At 41.2% G+C, this 22,931-nt stretch carries 20 protein-coding genes; 17 read left to right on the top strand and 3 right to left on the bottom strand.

What is annotated here, in order from left to right; genetic code table 11:
• Position 1: 1 nt before the first annotated feature.
• Together recO and pdxJ are read left to right on the top strand one after the other, a co-directional pair.
• Positions 2-688: a DNA repair protein RecO gene (gene recO, locus L3V41_RS02570; RefSeq protein WP_062569662.1), complete on the top strand. Its 687-nt coding sequence runs from the start codon at positions 2-4 to the stop codon at positions 686-688.
• Between the two features lie 43 nt (positions 689-731).
• A complete protein-coding gene (gene pdxJ, locus L3V41_RS02565; protein ID WP_062569663.1) occupies positions 732-1,463 on the top strand; it encodes a pyridoxine 5'-phosphate synthase in 732 nt (243 codons plus the stop codon).
• Positions 1,464-1,503: 40 nt separating this feature from the next.
• Here the strand turns inward: pdxJ and L3V41_RS02560 are convergent, their stop codons facing one another.
• Together L3V41_RS02560 and barA are read right to left on the bottom strand one after the other, a co-directional pair.
• Complete coding sequence (locus L3V41_RS02560) at positions 1,504-1,830, bottom strand: hypothetical protein (protein ID WP_237127116.1); 327 nt, start codon at positions 1,828-1,830, stop codon at positions 1,504-1,506.
• A 48-nt stretch (positions 1,831-1,878) separates the two neighbouring features.
• Positions 1,879-4,647 carry a two-component sensor histidine kinase BarA gene (gene barA / locus L3V41_RS02555; RefSeq protein ID WP_237127270.1) on the bottom strand — a complete coding sequence of 923 codons (2,769 nt, stop codon included), beginning with the start codon at positions 4,645-4,647 and terminating at the stop codon, positions 1,879-1,881.
• An 80-nt stretch (positions 4,648-4,727) separates the two neighbouring features.
• On the opposite strand from barA, the gene rlmD reads away from it, so the two are divergent.
• From rlmD to eno, 5 genes are all read left to right on the top strand, one after another.
• The gene (gene rlmD, locus L3V41_RS02550; protein ID WP_237127115.1) at positions 4,728-6,053 is read left to right on the top strand and encodes a 23S rRNA (uracil(1939)-C(5))-methyltransferase RlmD; all 1,326 of its coding nucleotides are present in this window, start codon (positions 4,728-4,730) and stop codon (positions 6,051-6,053) included.
• An 8-nt stretch (positions 6,054-6,061) separates the two neighbouring features.
• Positions 6,062-8,221: a GTP diphosphokinase gene (gene relA / locus L3V41_RS02545; protein WP_062569666.1), complete on the top strand. Its 2,160-nt coding sequence runs from the start codon at positions 6,062-6,064 to the stop codon at positions 8,219-8,221.
• Positions 8,221-9,021: a nucleoside triphosphate pyrophosphohydrolase gene (gene mazG, locus L3V41_RS02540; protein WP_062569667.1), complete on the top strand. Its 801-nt coding sequence runs from the start codon at positions 8,221-8,223 to the stop codon at positions 9,019-9,021. Before relA ends, mazG begins: the two co-directional genes overlap by 1 nt.
• Positions 9,022-9,167: 146 nt before the next feature.
• A complete protein-coding gene (locus L3V41_RS02535) occupies positions 9,168-10,802 on the top strand; it encodes a CTP synthase (protein ID WP_062569668.1) in 1,635 nt (544 codons plus the stop codon).
• A gap of 99 nt (positions 10,803-10,901) precedes the next feature.
• Positions 10,902-12,200: a phosphopyruvate hydratase gene (gene eno, locus L3V41_RS02530; RefSeq protein ID WP_062569669.1), complete on the top strand. Its 1,299-nt coding sequence runs from the start codon at positions 10,902-10,904 to the stop codon at positions 12,198-12,200.
• 47 nt (positions 12,201-12,247) lie between these two features.
• On the opposite strand, the gene mutH is transcribed toward eno, so the two are convergent.
• Positions 12,248-12,919, bottom strand: coding sequence for a DNA mismatch repair endonuclease MutH (mutH, locus tag L3V41_RS02525; protein ID WP_062570030.1), 672 nt, complete (start codon positions 12,917-12,919; stop codon positions 12,248-12,250).
• Positions 12,920-13,460: 541 nt separating this feature from the next.
• On the opposite strand from mutH, the gene rppH reads away from it, so the two are divergent.
• From rppH to L3V41_RS02475, 10 genes are all read left to right on the top strand, one after another.
• Complete coding sequence (rppH, locus tag L3V41_RS02520) at positions 13,461-13,979, top strand: RNA pyrophosphohydrolase (RefSeq protein ID WP_062569670.1); 519 nt, start codon at positions 13,461-13,463, stop codon at positions 13,977-13,979.
• Positions 13,980-14,012: 33 nt separating this feature from the next.
• Positions 14,013-16,289 (top strand): phosphoenolpyruvate--protein phosphotransferase, encoded by a 2,277-nt coding sequence (ptsP, locus tag L3V41_RS02515; RefSeq protein ID WP_062569671.1) that lies wholly within the window; start codon positions 14,013-14,015, stop codon positions 16,287-16,289.
• Positions 16,290-16,627: 338 nt separating this feature from the next.
• Positions 16,628-17,437, top strand: a complete 810-nt coding sequence (locus L3V41_RS02510) for a sulfite exporter TauE/SafE family protein (RefSeq protein ID WP_193987656.1) — start codon at positions 16,628-16,630, stop codon at positions 17,435-17,437.
• 14 nt (positions 17,438-17,451) lie between these two features.
• Entirely contained in the window at positions 17,452-18,255 is an 804-nt protein-coding gene (gene lgt / locus L3V41_RS02505) for a prolipoprotein diacylglyceryl transferase (protein WP_062569673.1), read from the top strand.
• A gap of 13 nt (positions 18,256-18,268) precedes the next feature.
• Entirely contained in the window at positions 18,269-19,120 is an 852-nt protein-coding gene (locus L3V41_RS02500) for a thymidylate synthase (protein ID WP_062569674.1), read from the top strand.
• A gap of 24 nt (positions 19,121-19,144) precedes the next feature.
• Positions 19,145-20,026, top strand: a complete 882-nt coding sequence (gene galU, locus L3V41_RS02495; RefSeq protein WP_193987655.1) for a UTP--glucose-1-phosphate uridylyltransferase GalU — start codon at positions 19,145-19,147, stop codon at positions 20,024-20,026.
• Between the two features lie 428 nt (positions 20,027-20,454).
• On the top strand, positions 20,455-21,018 hold the full coding sequence (locus L3V41_RS02490; RefSeq protein WP_237127114.1) for an SPOR domain-containing protein: 564 nt from the start codon (positions 20,455-20,457) through the stop codon (positions 21,016-21,018).
• Between the two features lie 106 nt (positions 21,019-21,124).
• Positions 21,125-21,712 carry an SPOR domain-containing protein gene (locus L3V41_RS02485; RefSeq protein ID WP_237127113.1) on the top strand — a complete coding sequence of 196 codons (588 nt, stop codon included), beginning with the start codon at positions 21,125-21,127 and terminating at the stop codon, positions 21,710-21,712.
• 133 nt (positions 21,713-21,845) lie between these two features.
• A complete protein-coding gene (locus L3V41_RS02480; RefSeq protein ID WP_237127112.1) occupies positions 21,846-22,436 on the top strand; it encodes a DUF4402 domain-containing protein in 591 nt (196 codons plus the stop codon).
• Positions 22,437-22,472: 36 nt separating this feature from the next.
• Positions 22,473-22,931: a DUF4402 domain-containing protein gene (locus L3V41_RS02475; RefSeq protein ID WP_237114320.1), complete on the top strand. Its 459-nt coding sequence runs from the start codon at positions 22,473-22,475 to the stop codon at positions 22,929-22,931.

Here is a 22,931-nt window from a genome sequence, read left to right as displayed (position 1 = left end):
CATGGATAGCGAATTCTACACAGCATACTTGCTGCATCGACGTCCCTTTAGTGACTCGCAAGTCATGCTAGATATGCTGGTAGAAGGCGTTGGTCAGCTCAGAATGCTGGCTCGTATTAGTGGCCGTCAGGCCACTAAACATAAAGCACAACTGCAACCCTTCCAATCACTGCTGGTCAAGTACAGCGGCAAATCAGATTTAAAATACATTAATCACTTTGAACCCCATGATGGCCAAACTATGCTTACTGGCACCGAGCTCTATTGCGGTTTCTATTTGAACGAATTAACTAATCGTATCGTACCAATCAATGAGCCGATGGAAAGTGTTTATCATCTTTATAAGCAGCATTTAGACGAGTTATCAACCACTAAAAACCTACAAGCTGTGCTGCGCTCGTACGAGTTTCAGTTACTTGAAATGCTTGGTTATGGCGTTGATTTTAGTGTGGATGCGCAAGGGGATGAAATTAACGATGCAGCAAATTACCAGTACTTTGCTGAGTACGGCTTTTTGTTGCATGACGACCCCCTCAGTGGCTTTTCTGGAAAGCAGTTAAATGCTATTGCTGCTCATGACTTTAGCGCACCAGATGTGTTATATATGGCAAAGCAATTAAGCCGATATCTACTTAAGCCTTTACTTGGCAAAAAGCCATTAAAAAGTCGTGAGTTATTTATTAAGTAGGCTGAAACTCAGCCATTAATCGTTGTTTTAAACAGGTAAAAAAATGAAAGATATTCTTCTTGGTGTAAACGTTGATCATATTGCCACTTTACGCCAAGCGCGTGGCACAAGTTACCCAGATCCAGCCCATGCGGCCGCGGTTGCTGAACATGCTGGTGCAGATGGTATTACTATTCATTTGCGTGAAGATCGGCGTCATATTCAAGACCGTGACGTGTATGTAATGGCAAAAACAATTCAAACACGTATGAATCTTGAAATTGCCGTAACTGATGAAATGATTGATATTGCCCTTGAAGTGAAACCGGCTTATGTGTGTTTGGTGCCGGAAAAGCGTGAGGAGCTAACTACCGAAGGCGGCCTTGACGTAGTGGGTAACTTTGAAAAAGTAAAAACAGCGACAGAAAAACTAACAGCAGCAGGTATTAAGGTGTCGTTATTCATCGATGCCGACAACGCGCAACTCGACGCTGCAAAAGCCTGTAATGCCCCATACGTTGAAATTCATACCGGCGCCTATGCTGATGCAGAAAATGACCAAGCGCTTCACACAGAGCTTGAGCGCATTCGCAGTGGCGTACAATATGCCGATAGCCTTGGCTTAATCGTCAATGCGGGTCATGGCCTTCATTACCACAACGTAAAACCGATTGCAGCAATGCCAGAAATCTACGAGTTGAACATTGGTCATGCGATTATTGCCCGTGCAGCAATTGATGGTTTAGAAAAAGCAGTGAGCGATATGAAGCGTTTAATGATCGAGGCGCGTTTATAATTGAGCTTTAGTCACTGAGTTTTAAAACTGCTCCGCGTTTTTATTTGCTCAAATAAATGATCAACTGTGCAAGCTCTGATGATAACAAGGGAGAAAGACATAGCAGGGCGATTAAATACTGGTGCTTTTTCTTATAGTTCTGCAATACTTCGTCACCCAGTGTCGATAGCTCTCCCTTTTTAATTGAATGAAAAATAACGGAGTTTGGTTTCTCCTTCATTAGCTTTGCTTTCTTGTTATAGTCTTGCCATTGCTGTGTGTAGTTAGTCTTTACGTAATTATTAGCGACTTTGCTTAGCTTAGTATAAAGATGAAAAAACCAAGCGAGCGAAATCGCACTAAAGACGATCAGTAAAACAAAATACACAACAGTTTCCTTATAAAATTCACATTTAGAGCATACAGTCGCATGCTGTTAGCCTTGCTGCTCAGTCATTCCCGCATCATTTAACAAGTTATTTAGCTCATCAATCAACTCAAATAACTCAGGCTCAATGTAATTTAGGTCACAATCACTTTTCAGTGAGGTTTCTAGCGTTTCAGCAAGTGATTTTAGCTTAGGTACACCGGTGTAGCAGCATGCACCATGGAACTTATGAACAATGCTAAGTACATGTTCACAGTCTTCTTTTTCAATTGCTTCATTAAGAAGGCGCAGAGTTTCCGGCACACTTAGTAGCAGCATATTAAGCATTTCAAGTGCGAGCTCTTCTTTGCCTCCAGCACGTTGTAGCGCGAGCTGCCAATCTAGGCGTATACTTTCAAAAGGAGGCTCCGATTGAGTTGTAACTGCTTTGCTCCGTTCTCTATTAATAGGCGACTGCGGACTGTGATCGCTGATTATTTGTTTTAACATGTCTTCATCAATTGGCTTAGTTAAATAACCTTTAAAGCCATCTTTGAGAAGTTGCTCTTTTTCACCGCTCAAAGCATGCGCTGTGACAGCAATGATTGGGGTATCTTCATTGAGTGAAGATTCACGAATAAGTTTGCATGCTGTAATGCCATCCATAATAGGCATTTGAATGTCCATAAATATTAAGTCGTACTTATGGCTTTTACTCAAGCTATAAGCTTGCGAACCGTTATGTGCTGTATCTATAAGTTCTATTTGCTCTTCAAGTAGGGTGCAAATAAGTTTTAAGTTAGCGTCGTTATCGTCAACAACCAGTACTTTTAGCGGCAATAACTTTTCATCGCCTTGCTCGATATTATGCACAGGGTGATCAAGCCGGTAAGGTGCAGCAAGCACTTCACATAGCTTACGGTGATTTAGCGGCTTACTTAAACAGGCGTCAGCACCGCTACCAACAAAAGCCTCACGCATATTGTGAGATACAGTGTTGAGCATAATGTATAAGTAGTCGGTTACAGGGCGTACAGCCTTTACATAACTCTTAAGTTGCTGCATATCGTCAATTGTTGCTGTGTGGCCGATGATACAAATGTCGTAGCTAAAGTCCTTGTTGATTTCATTGAGAAAGCTTTCTTCATCGGTACAAGGTGTGACCTGTGTTTGCCATTCATTTAACAATGATAATGTTGCTTGGTGAGTATGCTCATGAGGTTCTAAATAAAGAATACGCTTATTGATTAACGACTGTGTCGGTAAATCACTGGTAATTGAATTGCTCGGTGTTCTAAATACAGCATTAAAGGTAAAACAGGTACCATTTCCGGGTGCTGAGTTTAAGGTTATTCGACCATTCATGGCTTCAACAATGTGTTTAGTAATAATTAAACCAAGGCCTGTGCCGCCAAACTTACGCGTAATACTTGAATCAGCTTGGCCAAATGGGGTGAATAGGGCGTCTTGTTTATCCATTGGAATGCCCACCCCTGTATCGGTGACTGATACCAAGATAGATGCGCGTTCTTCATCTAATAAACGATGACCAACATCCACTTTTATAGACCCTTTTTCGGTGAATTTTATGGCGTTGCTTAAAAGATTAATCAAAACTTGTTTAAAGCGTGTTGGGTCGCCGGTGAGGTTATCAGGCACATGCGGATGGATAAATATTGATAACTCTAGCTGCTTTTCATGTGCACTAGGCGCAAGTAAGGTCAGCACCTCATTAATTGTATCGCGAAGTTGAAACTGCATTGACTCCAACTCCATCGCACCCGCTTCTAACTTAGAGAAATCTAAAATATCACTGATAATCGTCATTAAGCTATTTGCAGAAAGCTCTATGGTATCTAAGTAATCTTTTTGATGCTTATTAAGCGGTGTTTTATATAACTGGCGAGTAAAGCCAATTACCCCATTTAGAGGCGTTCTGAGTTCATGACTCATTTTTGCTAAGAAGTCAGACTTAACACGGTTAGCATCTTGTGCGTCTTTTTTAGCAATACTTAACTGAATATTTTGTGTTTCATATTGTTCAAGGGTTTCGCGGTAATCAGAGGTTGCTTGGTCAATATGCTTTTGCATTTCGTCTCGTTGCATCACCATGGTGTGCGAAATTGTATTGAGCCCTTCTCGAAGTAGTTCAAATTCGCCAAACATTTTCTTGTCGAGGCCGGTATCAACTTTACCTTCAATTAACTTATCGGTAGCGAGTACTAACTTATTAAGAGGCTGAACAAACATGCGAGTTAGCCTAAATGCTAAAATTGTGGCAAGTACCAAGGCTAAAATAATAACAATTCCACTTACAAGTAGTGCGCGTTGCTGGCCGATAATTGCTTGCTGCTTGTTAAGCATAATGACGACAGTGCCAAGTGATGCTTGGTAACTATGATGATTCCAAATCATGTCTTGGCGACTATGATTAATAATAGCCGTTGAAAAGGTTAAATAATGTTTAGAGTTTTTGACATTGATACCCTCAAGTGCTGCCGAGTTATTAGTAACGATATCTTTAAATTCACTTTGATACTTACTAAAAATGACCAGCTCGTTATTTTCATCGAATATGGCGATCGACTGTATAGCAGGGGCGTGTTTATTATGGGTATGGCTTACCAAACGTGTTAGTAAAGTTTTATTCCGCTTTAGCAGAGGTTGCTCTACAGCAATGGCAAGTGGCTCGATAATTGTTACGCCTTGTTGATATAAAATTTCATCGAGCTCAATGTAACGATTTATTGTAAAATAACCGCCCAGCAACAAGCCTATGATTACAGTCGGTATCAAAGTTAGGGTTAAGACTGAATCACGTAAGCCAAATTTCGTCATAAGATAGGTTGTTGTCATTATTATCGTTGTTTAAGAGTATATACTTACTCCCGCTTTATCAATAATTAAGGTGTTGTCCGATGGCACAGATTTTCAAAGCCAAGAAGAAATCCGTTTCACAAAAAATGATCACGTTATCGGTTACAGCAATGGATCATCAAGGGCGTGGGGTTGCAAAACATAATAATAAAGTGTGTTTTGTAAATGGTGCGCTGCCAGGTGAAGAAGTTAAAGCGCAACTTGTTGAAGACAAAGCTCGTTTTGCTAGCGCCGATTGTAAAAAAGTGCTTCATGGATCTGAATATCGAGTTAAGCCATTTTGTGAACATTATCAGGTGTGTGGAGGATGTCAGTTACAGCACCTAGATGCTTCTCAACAATTAGTTGAGAAGCAAGCTGCAGTGAGTCAGCTGTTTGCGAAGTTTGCTAAGGTCACTAGCTTAAACTGGGAAGAACCACTGACCAGTGGTATGCAGCATTACAGGCGTTCGGCTCGCATTGCTGTAATGCATGATAAAGCAGCTAAAAAAATGCGTGTTGGTTACCGTGCGCAAGGCTCGAAGCAACTGGTGAGTATTAATCAATGTGATGTGTTAACTAGCACATTCAGTGAACTTTTTACTCTTTTTGATTTACTTATTAATACACATAAAGGCTTACATAGTATAACCCATTTACAATTGTGTGAGGCTGATAATGCTGCGTTTGTGGTTATCCGACATACGAAACCAATAAGTGAAGAGCTTAAGTCATTCGTTGCTCAAGCTTGCCAAGAACAACAATGGTTAATTGTTTGGCAATCAGAAAGTGGGCAGATTGATCAGTCACACTATCCGATGCCGTACTACACTATACCTAAATATGATTTAACCTTTGAATTTGGCCTTGAAAATTTTATTCAAGTTAATCCGCAAGTGAATCAAGCTATGCTCAATCAAGCAAAAGAGTGGTTAGATTTACAAGGTCATGAACAAGTGTTGGATTTGTTTTGTGGAATTGGTAATTTTTCATTGCTGCTTGCAAAGTATGCAAAACACGTAATTGGTGTCGAAGGAGTGGATTCTGCGGTTGCATTAGCGAAACAAAATGCGCACACTAACTCATTATCGAATACTGATTTTTACTGCTTTGATTTAACTCAATCGATGCAATCCGCTGCGTGGTTTAGTGCTGAACTTGATGTGCTAGTACTTGACCCATCACGCACAGGTGCGATGGCTATTTTAGAGCAATTACCGCTTACCCAGTTTAAAACGATTTTATATGTCTCTTGTGATCCTGTTACTTTAGCCCGTGACAGTGCAATTATTTTACAAGCAGGCTTTAGCATTAAAAAAATTGGGCTTATGAATATGTTTCCACATACGGGGCATATCGAAACAATGGCGTTATTTCACAGGAGGTAAAGCGCACTATGGTAGCTACTAGACAATCACATCAGCTTACAAAGCAGAGTGATTTTGCCAGCCGTATCGAGCTGTTAGCGCTAACAGAAGACAAAACTACCTTATTAGAGCAGGCGCATGAGCTGTGCCTACATTGTGACGATACGAAACGTCAGAATACCGCCATTGAAATGGTGGAGATTTTAGCTGAACTGAATTTAGATGCGGACTCACTGGCTACGGCATTTTTAACGCCTTATTTCTTAGCTGAAAAAATTTCGCTTGAGACAGTCACAGAAAAGTTAGGTAATCACGTTGCGTTATTACTTACAGGCGTAAGCCAAATGGCGACGATCAGTACCTTGGCTCACCAAGGTAAGGGCACAGTGCAAATAGACAATATCCGCCGTATGTTGTTAGCCATGGTTGAAGATGTGCGTGCCGTGGTGATTAAATTAGCGGAACAAGTATGCCACTTACGTGATGTGAAAGACGCCAGTGAAGAAGAGCGTGTCATTGCCGCTAAGGAAACACGCGATATCTTTGCGCCCCTTGCTAACCGTTTAGGAATTGGTCAGCTTAAATGGGAGCTTGAAGATCTTTCGTTCCGTTACCTGCACCCAGACACCTATAAGAACATCGCAAAACAGCTTGATGATAAGCGCCTTGCTCGCGAAGCTTACATGGAAAACATGGTTGCTTTAGTAAAATCACGCTTGGCTGAAGCGGGTATTGAAGGTGAAGTATATGGCCGACCTAAACATATCTACAGTATTTACAAAAAAATGGCGCAAAAGAACTACGAGTTTGATCAGCTGTTTGATATTCGCGCTATGCGCATTGTGGTAGAGCGCCTGCAAGATTGTTACGCAGCATTAGGTATCGTGCATACTAATTGGCGCCATTTAAATAAAGAATTTGACGATTATATTGCAACGCCAAAACAAAATGGCTATCAGTCAATCCATACCGTGGTATTTGGCCCTGAAGGTAAAACCGTTGAAATTCAAATTCGCACAAGCGAAATGCACCAAGATGCCGAGTTGGGTGTGGCTGCACACTGGATGTATAAAGAAGGGGCATTGCCAGGGCGTGGTTCGGGCTATGAGCAAAAAATTAGTTGGTTACGTAAATTACTACAATGGCAAGAAGAGGTTGTTGATGGTAGTGATTTAGCTGAAGAGCTTAAAAACCAAGTAGTTGAAGACCGTGTTTATGTGTTCACGCCAAAAGGCGATATTTTCGATTTACCACTGGGTGCAACACCGCTTGATTTTGCTTATTACATTCATTCAAATGTCGGACATCGCTGCATAGGTGCGAAAATTTTCGGCAAAATAGTGCCGTTTACCCATCAACTTAGCACCGGCGATCAAGTTGAAATCTTAACGCAAAAACAAGCTAATCCAAGTCGAGACTGGTTAAATCCATCCCTAGGTTATATCAAGTCGTCACGCGCTCGCTCAAAAATACATCATTGGTTTAAACAACTTGATCGCGATAAAAACTTAAGTGCAGGTAAAGAGATTCTTGAAACTGAGCTGCAAAAACTAGAGCTGACAACAAAAGATTTAACCCCTGCAATTGAGCGTTTTAACTTACGTGGGTTAGAGGACTTAATGGTGGCTGTTGGCGCTGGGGATGTGCGTCTTAATCAACTTCTCAACTTTATCAGTGATCGTGATGACGATGAGCCACAAATAAAACTCAAAAAGCCAAAAAATGTCAATGGCGATAAAAACGGCATTGTAGTGGATGGCGTCGGTAGTTTAATGAGTCACGTTGCTAAGTGCTGCCGACCAGTGCCTGGCGATGAAATCATCGGTTACATTACCCAAGGCCGTGGTATTGCCGTGCACCGTGAAGACTGTGATTCATTTAATAAACTAAAAGAGAAACACCCAGAGCGAGTGATTTCTGTGAGTTGGTCTGATGATGTTAACGGCTCCTATGCGTTGACGATTAAAGTTGAAGCAACCGATAGATCAGGACTTATTAGAGACATTAGTTCCGTGCTTGCGAATGAAAAAGTGAATGTGCTCAATATGAATGTCAACACCGTTGAAGATAAGCAATTAGCGTTATTCTCAATGCAAGTTGAAGTGCACGACTTATCGAGCACAAACCGCTTATTGTCTAAATTACATCAAATAGAAGGTGTGCATGATGCAAAGCGTGGGCACGCATAATGTCAGATAAGCAGGTTATTGAACAGTCATTAGCGATTATGGCAAAACTACGGGACCCAGAATCTGGGTGCCCGTGGGATTTAAAACAAGACTTTAAATCAATTGTGCCGCACACCCTTGAAGAGGCTTACGAAGTAGCAGACTGCATTGAAAAAGGTGAACTTAGCGAGCTTAAAAGTGAGCTTGGTGATTTACTGTTTCAAGTCATTTTTTATGCGCAGCTTGCTAAAGAGCAGGGCTTATTTGATTTTGCCGATGTGGCAAATACGCTTAATGAGAAATTAGTTCGTCGTCATCCACATGTCTTTACAGAGCAAAGTGAGCTGACCGACGCTGAACTTTCGGCGCAGTGGCAGGCTATTAAAGCTCAGGAGCGAGCAGAAAAAACAGCTTCACCGCAAATGAGTCTTTGGCAAGATATTCCAGATGCCATACCTGGACTTTCTAAAGCAAAAAAAATTCAACAACGCGTGGCGAGCTTAGGATTTGATTGGCCAAGTTATCATGGTGCGTTAGATAAAGTGGCTGAAGAAATTGATGAGGTCAAAGAAGCCCTTCAACAGGATCCATATTCTGAGCACAGCGCAGAAGAGTTAGGTGATTTATTATTTGCAACGGTCAATGTTGCCCGTCATCTAAAACGCGATCCTGAGCAACTGCTTCGAAATGCCAATAGAAAGTTTACATCACGTTTTGAAAAAGTTGAGGCTTATTTAAGTACGCGAGGGCAAAGCCTAGAAACAGCAACACTAGAGCAAATGGATGAGGCGTGGGAAGCAATTAAACTGCCTACGAAGTAACATGCTTCGAAGCGGTTTTTCCCGCGCTCGTTTTTTGTGCACTAATTTGCTAATTTTATCTGGATTGATAGCAGTCCCTTTGCTATAATATCGCCCCGTCTTGATTCTATATTATTCCTTTTAATTCCTGATATTCTAGGGTTCGCATGAGTACAAAATTTATCTTCGTTACTGGCGGGGTTGTTTCTTCGTTGGGTAAAGGTATTGCAGCAGCGTCATTAGCCGCTATTTTAGAAGCACGTGGTCTAAACGTGACAATTTTAAAGCTGGATCCTTATATCAACGTTGACCCAGGCACTATGAGCCCAATTCAGCACGGTGAAGTATATGTTACTGAAGACGGTGCAGAAACTGACCTTGATTTAGGTCACTATGAGCGTTTCATCCGTACCAAGATGACTAGCCGCAACAACTTCACACAAGGTCGTGTTTATGAAGATGTGCTACGACGTGAGCGTCGTGGTGAGTACCTTGGTGCAACTATTCAGGTTATCCCACACATCACAAACGATATTAAGCAACGTGTATACGACGGTGCAGAAGGTAGCGATGTCGCTATCGTTGAAATCGGTGGTACAGTGGGTGACATTGAGTCACAACCGTTCTTAGAAGCAATTCGTCAGCTTGGCACTGAAATCGGCCGTGAGCGCGCATTGTTTATCCACCTGACGCTTGTGCCATTCTTAGGCCCTGCAGGTGAAGTGAAAACGAAACCAACGCAACATTCAGTTAAAGAGTTGCGTTCGATTGGTATTCAACCAGATATCTTAATCTGTCGTTCTGATCGTAAATTACCGAATAACGAGCGTGCAAAAATCGCACTTTTCACTAACGTTGAAGAGAAAGCGGTTATTTCATTACCTGACGTAGAAAGCATCTATAAGATCCCTGCGTTACTTAAGTCACAAGAACTTGATAACTTCGTATGTCGTCGTTTCTACCTTGAGTGCCCTGAAGCAGACTTATCTGAGTGGGAGCAAGTGTTATATCAAGAGTCTAACCCAACAGGTGAAGTGACAATTGGTATGGTAGGTAAATACATCGAACTACCAGATGCGTATAAATCAGTAAACGAAGCATTAAAGCATGCGGGTCTTAAAAATCGCCTAACGGTGAACATTGAGTACGTTGATTCACAAGACTTAGAAAGCAAAGGGACTGAGTTACTGTCTCACCTTGACGCTATCTTAGTACCAGGTGGCTTCGGCGGCCGTGGTGTTGAAGGTAAGATTTTAGCGGCTAAATATGCACGTGAAAACAAAGTTCCTTATTTAGGCATTTGTTTAGGTATGCAAGTGGCGCTTATTGAATATGCGCGTAACGTTGCTGGCCTTGAAGGTGCAAACTCAACCGAGTTCAATGCTAAATCAGCACACCCTGTGGTTGGTTTAATCACTGAGTGGCAAGATGCTGACGGTAACGTTGAAATTCGTGATGAGCAATCTGACTTAGGTGGCACTATGCGTTTAGGTGCACAGAAGTGTCATTTAATCGCTGGTTCTAAAGTAAGCGAAGTATATGGTAGTGACGAAATTGTAGAACGTCACCGTCACCGTTACGAAGTAAACAACCACTATGTAGAGCAGCTTGAGAAAGCTGGCTTGAGTTTCACTGGTTTATCTGAAGATAAGAAACTAGTCGAAATCATCGAGAATAAAGATCACCCTTGGTTTATTGCCGCGCAATTCCACCCGGAATTCACGTCAACACCACGTGATGGTCACCCGCTATTTGAAGGGTTTGTTGCAGCTGCACACACTCACCAAAAAGCGTCATCGTAATTTAAATAGGCCGTGCTATATGCACGGCTTATTTGTTTTAAAAAGCCAGCAAGAATAAGCTGGCACAAACTCACCATTTTCGGGAAAAGAGGAATCAAGATGTCAGAAATCGTAAAAGTGATTGGTCGCGAAATCATGGACTCGCGTGGTAACCCAACTGTTGAAGCTGATGTACATTTAGCTGATGGTTCATGGGGCCGTGCTGCAGCACCCTCTGGTGCATCAACAGGTACTCGCGAAGCGCTTGAATTACGTGATGGTGATAAAGCACGTTACCTAGGTAAAGGTGTTTTAAAAGCGGTAGGCTATATCAATAACGAAATCGCTGAAGCGCTTAAAGGTCAAAACGCAGTTGATCAACAAGCTGTTGACCAAGTAATGTTAGATTTAGATGGCACTGAAAACAAAGAAAAATTAGGTGCGAATGCTATCTTAGCAGTATCTTTAGCAACGGCTAAAGCAGCTGCAAACTCTAAAGGCGTAGAGCTTTATGAGCACATTGCAGACCTTAACGGCACACCAGGTGTTTACTCTATGCCATTACCTATGATGAACATCATCAACGGTGGTGAGCACGCAGATAACTCTGTTGATATTCAAGAGTTTATGATTCAGCCAGTGGGCGCGACAAACTTCCGCGAAGCGTTACGCATGGGCGCTGAAGTATTCCACAGCTTAGCTAAAGTGCTAAAAGCTGAAGGTCATTCTACATCAGTAGGTGATGAAGGTGGTTTTGCACCAAACCTTGAATCAAACGAAGCGGCACTTGCTGCAATCAAGGTGGCTGTTGCAAATGCAGGTTATGAGCTTGGTAAAGATATCACACTAGCGCTAGACTGCGCGGCATCTGAGTTCTACGACAAAGAAGCAAATATCTACGACCTTAAAGGCGAAGGTAAAAAATTCACGTCTGAAGAATTTAACCACTTCCTTAAAGGCCTTACTGAGCAATACCCAATTGTATCAATTGAAGACGGCTTAGATGAGTCTGATTGGGATGGTTTCGCACACCAAACACAACTAATTGGCGACAAAGTACAATTAGTAGGTGACGACCTTTTCGTAACTAACACGAAGATCTTAAAGCGTGGTATTGATAACGGTATTGCTAACTCAATCCTAATCAAGTTCAACCAAATCGGTTCATTAACTGAAACGCTTGCTGCTATCAAAATGGCTAAAGACGCAGGCTTTACAGCTGTTATCTCACACCGTTCAGGTGAAACAGAAGATGCAACAATTGCTGATTTAGCAGTAGGTACTGCGGCAGGTCAAATCAAAACGGGTTCATTAAGCCGTTCTGACCGTATTGCTAAGTACAACCAATTACTTCGCATTGAAGAAGTATTAGGTGAAAAAGCACCTTACAACGGTCTTAAAGAGGTTAAAGGTCAGTAATCTGGCTTAGCTTATCAAGACTTTAAAAACCTCCTTCGGAGGTTTTTTTATAGCTGAAATTGTTGTTTTAGGATCTCGCCGGTGAAGCTGGTTTTTAAGTAAAAACCACGGGGTAAGGTTTGTACTATCTGGCCATTTGGGCCAATTGCATCGGTCAGTGCTTTGCTATTAGCAGCTTTTGGTCTTATTTGCATAACATCGCCCAAATGACCCGAAATTTCTTCCACGCGACCCAAGGCGATTAGCTCCATTTGTTCTTCCCAATCACGTTGTAAAAGGGCATCTTGCTCTGCGCTTGGCTGCCATAAAAAGCCACTGCCAATAGTACGGTGAAAAGGCAGTATTTCGCGCTCGCCTAAAATCGGTAGCCACAAAACATGATTGAGCTTTTTACGTACCGTACTTTGCTGCCAAGTCATGCCTGTTACATTCAGTAGCGGTGTTACAGAAACAAAGGTTGTTTCGAGTGGCTTTCCTTTAAATGAGATTGGCAGAGTTTTAAGCTCAATGCCGAGATCTTCAAAATCAGGTGTTGGTTTAGAGCCCGCTGTTGCGCCAAGTACATATTCGATTAGTTGGCCGGTCCAGCCTTTTTCACGTAGTAAATCGTCAGGGGTTTTGAACTGGTACTGCTCAGCTAATTGCCCTAGTGTGAGGCCAGCTATGACATCAACTCGTTGCATTAATTCGTTTATAGAGGCAGGTTTTATTGGTCGCATAAGGCGTTTATTTGGTTGTTTAATTAACCATATCATGATAGCAAATGCGCGCCTTAGTGGATATCTTTGTGTTTGGGTGTTTTTTGCTCATGGTTGAAGTGAGCTAAAAACCAACACTAAGAAAAATACTTCTTAACTTTTAACCCATTGAAATTTATATGCTTTAGTTTGTTGAAGTCTCATGTGGGATTAAGAAATGAATAAGTTGTTTGTATAAATACAGATATATAAACACGTTTATCCACAGTTTCTGTGGAGAAACTGCATTTTAGAATGCCCTATTGTGGATTTGTTTGCAAAATAGCCATGTTTTATAAAAGTTATGCACAAGCTGTGGGTAAGGTGGTTGAAATGCTGTTGTAAATAGCTATTTTGTGTAAAAGACCTATTTTTATAAGAATAGAATTGTAAGGTATTGATTATGTGGATTTGTTAAAAACATTATTTTATATCTTGCAGGATGTTAGATGTAATAGTGTTTGCTGTATCGCAGGTTATGTGGAACAATCAATAAAAATCGACTTACAAATGAGGCACTAAGGTGATTGATGCCGAAGGTTTTCGTGCCAATGTCGGAATTGTGATTTGCAATAATCAGGGACAAGTATTTTGGGCTCGTCGCTACGGTCAGCACTCTTGGCAATTTCCCCAAGGTGGTGTGGACGATGGTGAAACGGCTGAGCAAACCATGTACAGAGAATTACACGAAGAAGTAGGCTTGCTTCCTGAAGATGTTGAAATCGTTGCAAGTTCAAAACATTGGTTACGTTATAAATTACCCAAACGTTTAATTCGCAGAGACTCAAGTCCTGTGTGTATTGGACAAAAGCAAAAATGGTTTTTACTCAAACTACGCTGTAAAGACGAAGATGTAGACTTACTTAAAACCCATCACCCCGAGTTTGATGATTGGCGTTGGGTGAGTTATTGGTATCCTGTGCGACAAGTTGTATCATTTAAGCGCGATGTTTATCGCCGTGTAATGAAAGAGTTTGCACCATTAGCTATGCCATTTAACAAACGAGAACAACATAAAGAGAATTGGCGACAGAGACGATAAAGGTCACTTTATTTAAATACAAGGAGCAGCATCATGTTAGCCACGCTCAGATCCATTGCTGAGGCTGTGTCGCAACAAGCGGACTTAGACAGTGCGCTGGCGTGTTTTGTGAAAATGGTAAAAGAAGCCATGCAAACACAGTGCTGCTCAATTTATTTTGCCGATTATAGCCAAGACAACTTTGTATTAATGGCCACGCAAGGTCTCAACCCTGATGCAGTCGGTAAGTTTCGTATCGGTTTTACAGAAGGGCTCGTTGGCCTTGTTGCTCAGCGTGAAGAGCCTATAAATATTGCTTTTGCAAAGTCTCACCCGCGTTTTAAACTCTCTCCAGAGGTCAATGAAGAAGGTTACAATGCTTTCTTGTCAGTGCCTGTTGTACATCAAAAAAAGGTCTTGGGTGTCATTGTTGTACAGCAAAAGCTTGCCCGTGTATTTAGTCCAGATGAAGAGTCCTTTTTAATTACTTTGTCTGCACAACTTGCCTCACAACTTGCTCATGCTGAAATTAAAGAAGTGCTTAGGCTCGATGAGTTTTCACATCAAACCTCGGTATTAAAAGGCGTTTCGAGCGCCCCAGGGATTGCTATAGGCCAAGCATTTGTTGTACTACCTAAGCTTGATTTTAGCTCAATAGAGTTACAAAAAGATGAGGATGTAAGCACACAACGTAAACTTTTCACGCAAGCTGTTGCAGCAACCCGCAATGAATTTAATACGCTGTCTATGACGTTAAGCGATTCAATTCCTAAAGAAGCGTTAGCAGTCTTTGATGTTTACCAACAATTACTTGATGCCAAAAGCTTAGGGCAGAATGTTGAAGCTCAGTTACAACAGGGCTGGAGCGCAAAAAGCGCGTTGAAAATTGTGATTGAAAAATTAGTTGCACAGTTTAATGCCATGCAAGACCCTTACATCAAAGAACGGGCCGTTGACGTAAAAGACATAGGTTTACGCGTGTTGCATCATCTAGTCAACACTGAATATGCAGCTAAACCATACCCCCAAGATACGATTTTAATTGCCAGTACGTTAACACCCGCTATGCTTGCCGAAGTACCCAAAGGGCATTTAGCAGGGGTTGTGAGTGTTAATGGGGCTGCAAATAGTCATGCCTCTATTTTGACTCGTGCAATGGGGATCCCTGCTATTTGGGGCATTGAAGATCTACCATTATTGCAGTTCGATGGAAAACCGATGATTTTAGATGCTTACGCAGGGCGTTTGTATATTTCTCCATCACAATCACTGCACGATAAATACAGTCAGCTTAAATACCAAGAAGCCCTTTTAAATGATCGCTTTTTAGCTGAGCAAGATCTTGAGGCCATTACCTTAGACGGTGAACATATCAGCTTGCTTTTAAACGCCGGCCTTGAGATGAATACCGAGCATGATAATAAACGCTTGTGTGACGGTGTTGGTTTATATCGAACTGAAGCTTGGTTTATGCAAAAAGGCCAATTCCCGTCTCAATCAGATCAAGAACATTGGTATCGAGAGGTGCTAACATGTTATCACCCCAATCCTGTGGTGATGCGCACGTTAGATATTGGTGGCGATAAAGTTTTAGACTACTTCAATATCAGTGAAGAAAACCCATTTTTAGGTTGGCGTGGTATTCGCGTGACGCTTGATCATCCTGAGCTCTTTTTAGATCAACTCAAAGCTATGCTTAAAGCGAATATAGGCTTGGGTAATTTAAAAATAATGTTGCCTATGATTAGCGGAACAGAAGAGGTTGAAGAGTCACTTAAGCTTTTAGAGCAGGCTTATTTTGAGCTTGAAGAGCAATTTCCAGAGCAAGCAATTGAGCGCCCAGAAATAGGCGTGATGTTAGAAGTACCCTCTAGCGTCTTTATGCTTGAAGAATGGTCGCAAAAAGTCGATTTTTGCTCTGTGGGCAGCAACGACTTAACGCAATATATGCTCGCAGTTGATCGTTCAAATGCACGTGTTGCAGAGTTATTTAACCCGTATCATCCAAGTGTGCTCAGAGTATTGCTTAAAGTAGCGCAAGAGTGTCAAAACCATGAATTGCCATTTAGTTTGTGTGGTGAGCTTGGGGGAGACCCCGAAGGCGCCTTATTACTTATAGCAATGGGCTATCGTCGTTTAAGTATGAACTATGCATCGATTAGTAAAATTAAGTTTGTATTACGGCGTCTTAAAGTCAGTGATATGGAACACTTACTTCAGCAGTGTCTTATTCAACCTACCGCCAAGCACGTATTACGCTTGACCCGAAATTTTATGATTGAACATCAACTCGGTGAGTTATTTTACACACCTAGCCAAGAGCATACATGATCGGAAATTGTGCTGTGAAGCACCTATACCCAAGCCACCTCAAGATGTAGAATTCAGCGTTTCACAGGTGCTTAATATCAAGGCGTTACTTTGCAACAATGGCAGTCCCTTTTAAGAAGTAACAACGATGAGAGTAGGTGCCTGTGAAATGCCCAAAGGGTTGGTTTAAAAGCGATTTATACTGCGTTATTGATTTTAACAATAGAACCACTATTACTTGCAATCAATGCCTTGCCTAAATCGCTTTTAATTCCAACTGAAACTCGCATCTTGAGGTGGTTTGGGTATATATATTAGTTTAATATATGTATATAACAAAGTGAATATATGAGTGTTTTATGCATGATGTAATACTTTTGATGGCTTACTGCGCAATTTTAGGCAGTGTCGTTGGCTTCTTAGCAGGACTGCTTGGTATCGGCGGTGGTTTAATTATTGTGCCTGCGCTGAGCGCATTACTAGTGGCTTTTAATGTGGCTGATTCTGAGCATGTATTAGTGATTGCCATTGCTACATCGCTTGCTTCTATTATTTTTACATCAACTTCTTCAGCGTTTGCTCATCATCGCAATGCTAACGTCCCTTGGGAAATAGCGCCTTGGGTTATGACTGGGGTGGGCATTGGTGCCCTTATCAGTGGGTTTGCAGCGAGTTTAATTCCCGAACAATTATTACGTTTTGTGTTTGCAGGAAGTGTTGTGTTTATTGCACTGCGTATGGTGTTATCAACACGAAAAAAAGCGGCAAGTGAAAAACCTTTACCACAGGGTCCTATTCTTGGTTTTTTATGTGCCATAATGGGCGCGCTATCGGGTTTAATCGGTATTGGTGGTGGCGCACTCATTGTGCCGTTACTGCATTATTTCTCTGTAGATATAAAAAAGGCCATCGGTTGTGCTGCGGCTTGTGGTATTGTCATTGCTTTATTTGGCTCAGTTGGTTATGTATCAGCAGGTTGGCAGGTGACTTCTTTGAGTGATGGTTTTGCGGGATTTGTATATCTGCCCGCGTTACTAGGCATCGTGGTTACTTCGTCGCTAATAGCGCCTATAGGTGCTAAAGCCACTCATTACCTGCCGGTGACAACAATAAAAAAAGTATTCGCGTTATTACTTGTAATAATTGCACTTAAAATGGTGTTTAGTTAAAGGTTTTTATTTTTATGGCTCTTCAATTTCCAGATATTGATCCGGTTATTTTTTCAGTAGGACCCCTCAGCGTGCGTTGGTACGGCTTAATGTACTTAATTGGTTTTGCGTTAGCGATGTGGCTTGCTAACCGTCAAGCTGCAAAACCAAACTCAGGGTGGACTAAAGAACAGGTTAGCGACTTACTTTTTTACGGGATGTTAGGGGTTATTCTTGGTGGCCGAATAGGCTATGTATTGTTTTATCAGTTTAGCTACTTCATTGAAAATCCTCTTTATTTATTCAGAATCGACCAAGGAGGCATGTCTTTTCACGGTGGAACCCTTGGTGTTATCACTGCAATAGCAATATTTGCATGGACGCGTAAAAAGTCACTTTTCGAGGTAGGTGATTTTGTCGTACCACTGGTACCGTTAGGCTTATTAGCAGGGCGCATTGGTAACTTTATAAATGGTGAGCTTTGGGGCCGAGTGACTGACGTACCTTGGGCATTTGTATTCCCAACGGGTGGGCCAGAGCCGCGTCATCCGTCACAACTTTACGAAGCATTTTTAGAAGGCTTGGTGTTATTTTTAATCCTGCAGTGGTTTATTAAAAAGCCACGTCCAGCGGGTAGTGTTGCTGGTGTTTTCTTATTGGGTTACGGCACGTTTAGGTTCATTGTTGAATATTTCCGTGAGCCAGACGCTCACTTAGGTTTATTTGCCGGTGTGATTTCGATGGGTCAAATACTCTCGCTACCAATGGTAATTGGTGGTCTAGGTTTGATAATATGGGCCTATAAAAAGCCGCAGCAACGCGTCCCTAGCAAAGCATAACAAGAGCATAGCAATGAAACAGTATTTAGATTTATGTCAACGCATTGTTGATGAAGGTGTGTGGGTAGAAAATAAGCGCACAGGCACTAAGTGTTTAACCGTAATTAATGCCGACCTTGAATATGATGTGGCAAATAATAAGTTTCCGCTCATCACAACGCGTAAAAGTTTTTATAAAGCGGCTATTGCTGAGCTTTTAGGTTATTTACGCGGTTATGACAGTGCTAAGCAGTTTCGTGACATTGGCTGCATGACATGGAACGCGAATGCGAACGAAAACAAAGCGTGGCTTGATAACCCACATCGTCGTGGCGAAGACGACATGGGGCGTGTTTACGGTGTTCAAGGCCGCAGTTGGCAACGCCCTGATGGTAGCCACCTTGATCAGCTTAAAAAGGTCATCGATAACTTATCAAAAGGCATTGACGACCGTGGTGAAATTATCACTTTTTATAACCCAGGTGAGTTTGAACTTGGTTGCTTACGTCCTTGCATGCATACCCACACCTTTTCTTTGTTAGGTGATACCCTATACTTAACCTCATACCAACGCAGCTGTGATGTGCCGCTTGGATTGAATTTTAATCAAATTCAATGCTTTGTATTGTTAGCTTTGGTTGCGCAAATTACCGGTCATAAAGCTGGTAAGGCGTATCATAAAATTGCCAATGCGCACATCTATGAGAACCAGTTAGAGTTGATGCGTGATGTACAGCTTAAGCGTGAGCCATTTGCATCGCCAGAACTGAAGATTAACCCAAAGATAAAATCGCTGGACGATATAGAAACATGGGTTACTAAAGATGATTTTGAAGTCGTTGGCTATCAATGCCATGATGCGATTAAATATCCGTTTTCAGTTTAAGAATAATAAATTTAAGGAGAAATCATGAAAGCAGTGATCCCAGTTGCTGGACTTGGTACGCGCATGTTACCGGCAACAAAAGCCATACCGAAAGAAATGTTGCCTATTGTTGATCGTCCTTTGATTCAATACGTTGTAAATGAAGCGATTTCAGCAGGGATTACAGAAATTGTTCTTGTTACGCATTCGAGTAAAAACTCGATCGAGAACCATTTTGACACTAGCTTTGAATTAGAGGCAACCCTTGAAAAACGTGTAAAACGTCAGCTACTTGCTGAGGTACAGTCTATTTGCCCAAAAGGCGTTACGATTATCCAAGTACGTCAAGGGGAAGCAAAGGGGTTGGGACACGCAATTAACTGTGCTGCACCGATTATTGGTGACGAGCCATTTGTTGTTATATTACCTGATGTCATTATTGACGATGTGGCGAGCGACCTTAAAAAAGACAACTTAGCTGAAATGATCGCCCGCTTTGAAAATACCGGTGAAAGCCAAATAATGGTTGAGCCAGTACCGCATAATGAAGTTGATAAATTTGGTGTTGTTGACTTAGGTGATACCAAAATTAAGCAAGGTGAAAGTGCTGCAATTTTAAATATGGTTGAAAAGCCGCCTGTCGATCAAGCACCATCAAATTTAGCTGTGGTTGGTCGTTATGTGTTAAGCAAGAATATTTGGCCATTGCTTGCTAAAACGCCAGCAGGGGCAGGCGATGAAATCCAGCTAACGGATGCCATTGCTATGCTTATGGAAAAAGAAACCGTGGATGCGTATTCAATGAAAGGCAAAAGCCATGATTGCGGCAGCAAAATTGGTTATTTGAAAGCGATTGTTGAATTTGCCTTACGCCGTGATGAATTTAAAGGCGAGTTGACAGAGTTTATAAAGTCGCTAGCTAAATAACTGTTTAGTATAAGTAATCAAAGTTAATAAAAAGTGCCTATATGGCACTTTTTTATTATTTACATAACAGATGTAATTGTTGATTATTACTCAATTGAGGACTTTTCTGATATATCTTTATCTTAACGTGTTGTTAATATGAAAGTTAAGTAAAGCACTTACCAAGCAGCCAAGGGTAGCTAAATTAAGCTATACTTTGTAAAAATACCTTTAACGAAATTAATTTTTATTGCTTTAGGTCATCTAATATGAAAACTTAAGCAATAAGTTTTTGTTATGGCTAATAAAGTACGGTACTAAAATATAACAAAAATAGTACGCGAGATTCTTTAAATTAAGTTTAACTTTTAGTGCACTTAAAGGTGAAAAACACATGCGCGCAGTCAGCCCTGTGAACAAGCAAATTGACAATGGTATATTTTAGAATCATGTTTATTAAACATTGCATAAAGCCTTTGCAACATAGTGTGTGTTTGTTGGTATTACTATTTGTGTCTGGTTGCAGCAGTGATTCTCTAGTATCTCTTCAAAATAATAAATCAGCCGCTTTGAGTGCCTCTATCAAGGTGGTTACTTTTGTGGGTGAGCAATTTGATTCGCCTTTTTTTCTAAACGCAAATATGCACACCAGCGGTTCAGCTCCGAGTGATCCCCCAACACATTTATCAGCAGTCAAGACGAGGGATGTTCAGAGCTCAGGGTCAATGAGCGCCCAGCATAACTACTTATTTGCTCTTCAACTTGCGTCAGTTAATAGTGAAAAAAGCTTAGCGATTGCACTTAGAAAAATGCAAAGACTTGCCCCCCATATTTTTCAGGGCTCCCCAATTTTGAATATGGAAGTTGCAGATATAGATCAGCATACCTACTATCGTTTGAAATTTGGCGGTTATAAATATTTGAAGAACGCGAAAGCTGACTGTGAGGCTATTAAGCGCCAAGGGATTGATTGCTGGGTAAGTAGCTATACAGATAACCGAGTGAACTTTTAGTTTTTATTCAAAGAATGGTTTTCTATCTGAAATTCGATAGGTACAAGTGCTATAATGGCACTTTTTTTGCTTTGAAGTAGAGTCGTTTTTTAGGGTGAGCTTTTTAATGAGTCGGTTTATTGTCTTTACACTTTTTATTTTACTACAGGCGTGTAGTTTCTCAGATTCAAACTCTTATGAAGAGTCAGATATTAATCGTGAGGAGCTTCAACAACTTTTAGTTGAGTGGGATACTAAAAAAGAACAAATAGATCATTTAAATACCATTGAAGCTGATTTGTTGATGCTGATACAAGCACTTGCGGTACAAGTTGACGTTGATAAATTACCTAAAAAGCTGCAAAGCGATCCTAAAGTTGTTAGCTATGGTAGCACTGAGCAGGTATCAACAACGGTAAATCAAAATTTGAATGAAGTCACAAACACAGCATCACCTACTCATGGTGTGAAAATTGGCAGTTACTTAGTTGAGCGGGGAGTGAGAGCCCAATTAGGCCAACTTAAGAATCGTTATCCTAATCTTTATAATATGCTTAGTTATAAAATGAGTACGCAATCATCAGCTTCTAAAACTCTTTATAGCCTTGTCGCTGGACCGCTACAAACAGAGCAAGAGGCGAACAAACTCTGCCAAGTTTTTGAACTTATTTATAGCCATTGTGAGACCACAGAATTTAAAGGCGTTGATTTGTAATTTATCGTTTTACTCTTTTTGATTTAAAACAATAAAAAAAGTACATTTTTTCCTAATAAAATAATGCATTTTGCCGATACTTAATTTAACCTGAATAAAAGGTTGAAACTTTTATCATATCTTAGGAATGCATATGAAAAACTCAATAAAGATAGCAGTACTCATGACCTCATCAGCACTTTTAACGTTTAACGTTGCTGCTGAGCAAACTACTTTTCAAGCCGGTGTAACGGTACAAAACGCATTTACACTGCAAAAAGACAGCGACCTAGATTTTGGTACAATTCGCGCCAAAGCAGATACAGCGTCGACAGAAACAGCAACGTTAGTGTTATCAGCTAACCCAGCAACATCTGCGACGACAGCAAGCACAAATGCTGCCTTAGCTGAAATTGCTATCCTAGTACCTGGTACACCAGCGTCATTCAGTGTTTCAGGTGTATCACCTTTTGCAACCTTAAACATCACAAACCCAACTGAGACGGCCATCGCACCTGATTCAGCACCAGCTGGCACTGCAGGCTTTGTGTTAGCTTCGCCTACCTATTATGTATTAACGGGTGCAAACCCTAACTCTGCAGCCACAACCACAATTCAAGTAGATGCCAATGGTGAGGCAACATTCAATGTGGGTGGAACATTAACAACAGATGCCACAACTCCGGCTCTCGATTATATTGATGGTACTTATAGCGGTACATTTACACTGCAATTAGATTACTAACATAGAGTGCCTGCTAAGTGTTAGCAGGCATAACTTATGCGTACGCATTTTTGTCTATTAAGTGCTCTTTTATTGAGCGCAGGCTCTGTTGCACAACAAACAATAACTGAGCTTGAACCACTTAGCTTTGGTCTACTGGCTATTACAGACAACTCAAGTGTTAGCTCTGTCACTGTTTTGCCAAGCAATACTAGCGCGAGCAGCAACAGTATTTATGTTGTTAAACAAGGGCGCGCTGCCGAGTTATTGTTTGAAGGCTATGGAGCAAGAATACAAGTTACCATTAGTGATAATGTGAATAACCAACCACTTAGTAATTTACACAATAACCAACGCTTTTATCTCAATCGATTGATTTATAACCCTACCTTGGTCACTGACTCATACGGCAGTGCTGTATTAACGGTGGGTGGGCAGATAAGCACAAGTGGTGATGGTAGCAGCTATAATGATGGTTATTATGATGCAACCGTCTCATTAACCGTAGACTTTTAA

Source organism: Pseudoalteromonas sp. L21, assembly GCF_021728035.1.
Lineage (GTDB): Bacteria > Pseudomonadota > Gammaproteobacteria > Enterobacterales > Alteromonadaceae > Pseudoalteromonas > Pseudoalteromonas arabiensis.
The sequence above is the reverse complement of the archived record's forward strand: the minus strand, read 5'-3'. Positions and strand labels throughout refer to the sequence as shown.

What these genes read in the sequence shown, in the direction of transcription:
- ptsP (WP_062569671.1), top strand. Translation starts at nt 14,013, where the DNA reads ATGTTAGCCACGCTCAGATCCATTGCTGAGGCTGTGTCGCAACAAGCG.
- L3V41_RS02510 (WP_193987656.1), top strand. Translation starts at nt 16,628, where the DNA reads ATGCATGATGTAATACTTTTGATGGCTTACTGCGCAATTTTAGGCAGT.
- L3V41_RS02535 (WP_062569668.1), top strand. Translation starts at nt 9,168, where the DNA reads ATGAGTACAAAATTTATCTTCGTTACTGGCGGGGTTGTTTCTTCGTTG.
- L3V41_RS02500 (WP_062569674.1), top strand. Translation starts at nt 18,269, where the DNA reads ATGAAACAGTATTTAGATTTATGTCAACGCATTGTTGATGAAGGTGTG.
- L3V41_RS02480 (WP_237127112.1), top strand. Translation starts at nt 21,846, where the DNA reads ATGAAAAACTCAATAAAGATAGCAGTACTCATGACCTCATCAGCACTT.
- mutH (WP_062570030.1), bottom strand. Translation starts at nt 12,919, where the DNA reads ATGCGACCAATAAAACCTGCCTCTATAAACGAATTAATGCAACGAGTT.
- galU (WP_193987655.1), top strand. Translation starts at nt 19,145, where the DNA reads ATGAAAGCAGTGATCCCAGTTGCTGGACTTGGTACGCGCATGTTACCG.
- L3V41_RS02490 (WP_237127114.1), top strand. Translation starts at nt 20,455, where the DNA reads ATGTTTATTAAACATTGCATAAAGCCTTTGCAACATAGTGTGTGTTTG.
- recO (WP_062569662.1), top strand. Translation starts at nt 2, where the DNA reads ATGGATAGCGAATTCTACACAGCATACTTGCTGCATCGACGTCCCTTT.
- mazG (WP_062569667.1), top strand. Translation starts at nt 8,221, where the DNA reads ATGTCAGATAAGCAGGTTATTGAACAGTCATTAGCGATTATGGCAAAA.
- rlmD (WP_237127115.1), top strand. Translation starts at nt 4,728, where the DNA reads ATGGCACAGATTTTCAAAGCCAAGAAGAAATCCGTTTCACAAAAAATG.
- barA (WP_237127270.1), bottom strand. Translation starts at nt 4,647, where the DNA reads ATGACGAAATTTGGCTTACGTGATTCAGTCTTAACCCTAACTTTGATA.
- eno (WP_062569669.1), top strand. Translation starts at nt 10,902, where the DNA reads ATGTCAGAAATCGTAAAAGTGATTGGTCGCGAAATCATGGACTCGCGT.
- L3V41_RS02475 (WP_237114320.1), top strand. Translation starts at nt 22,473, where the DNA reads ATGCGTACGCATTTTTGTCTATTAAGTGCTCTTTTATTGAGCGCAGGC.
- lgt (WP_062569673.1), top strand. Translation starts at nt 17,452, where the DNA reads ATGGCTCTTCAATTTCCAGATATTGATCCGGTTATTTTTTCAGTAGGA.
- relA (WP_062569666.1), top strand. Translation starts at nt 6,062, where the DNA reads ATGGTAGCTACTAGACAATCACATCAGCTTACAAAGCAGAGTGATTTT.
- pdxJ (WP_062569663.1), top strand. Translation starts at nt 732, where the DNA reads ATGAAAGATATTCTTCTTGGTGTAAACGTTGATCATATTGCCACTTTA.
- L3V41_RS02485 (WP_237127113.1), top strand. Translation starts at nt 21,125, where the DNA reads ATGAGTCGGTTTATTGTCTTTACACTTTTTATTTTACTACAGGCGTGT.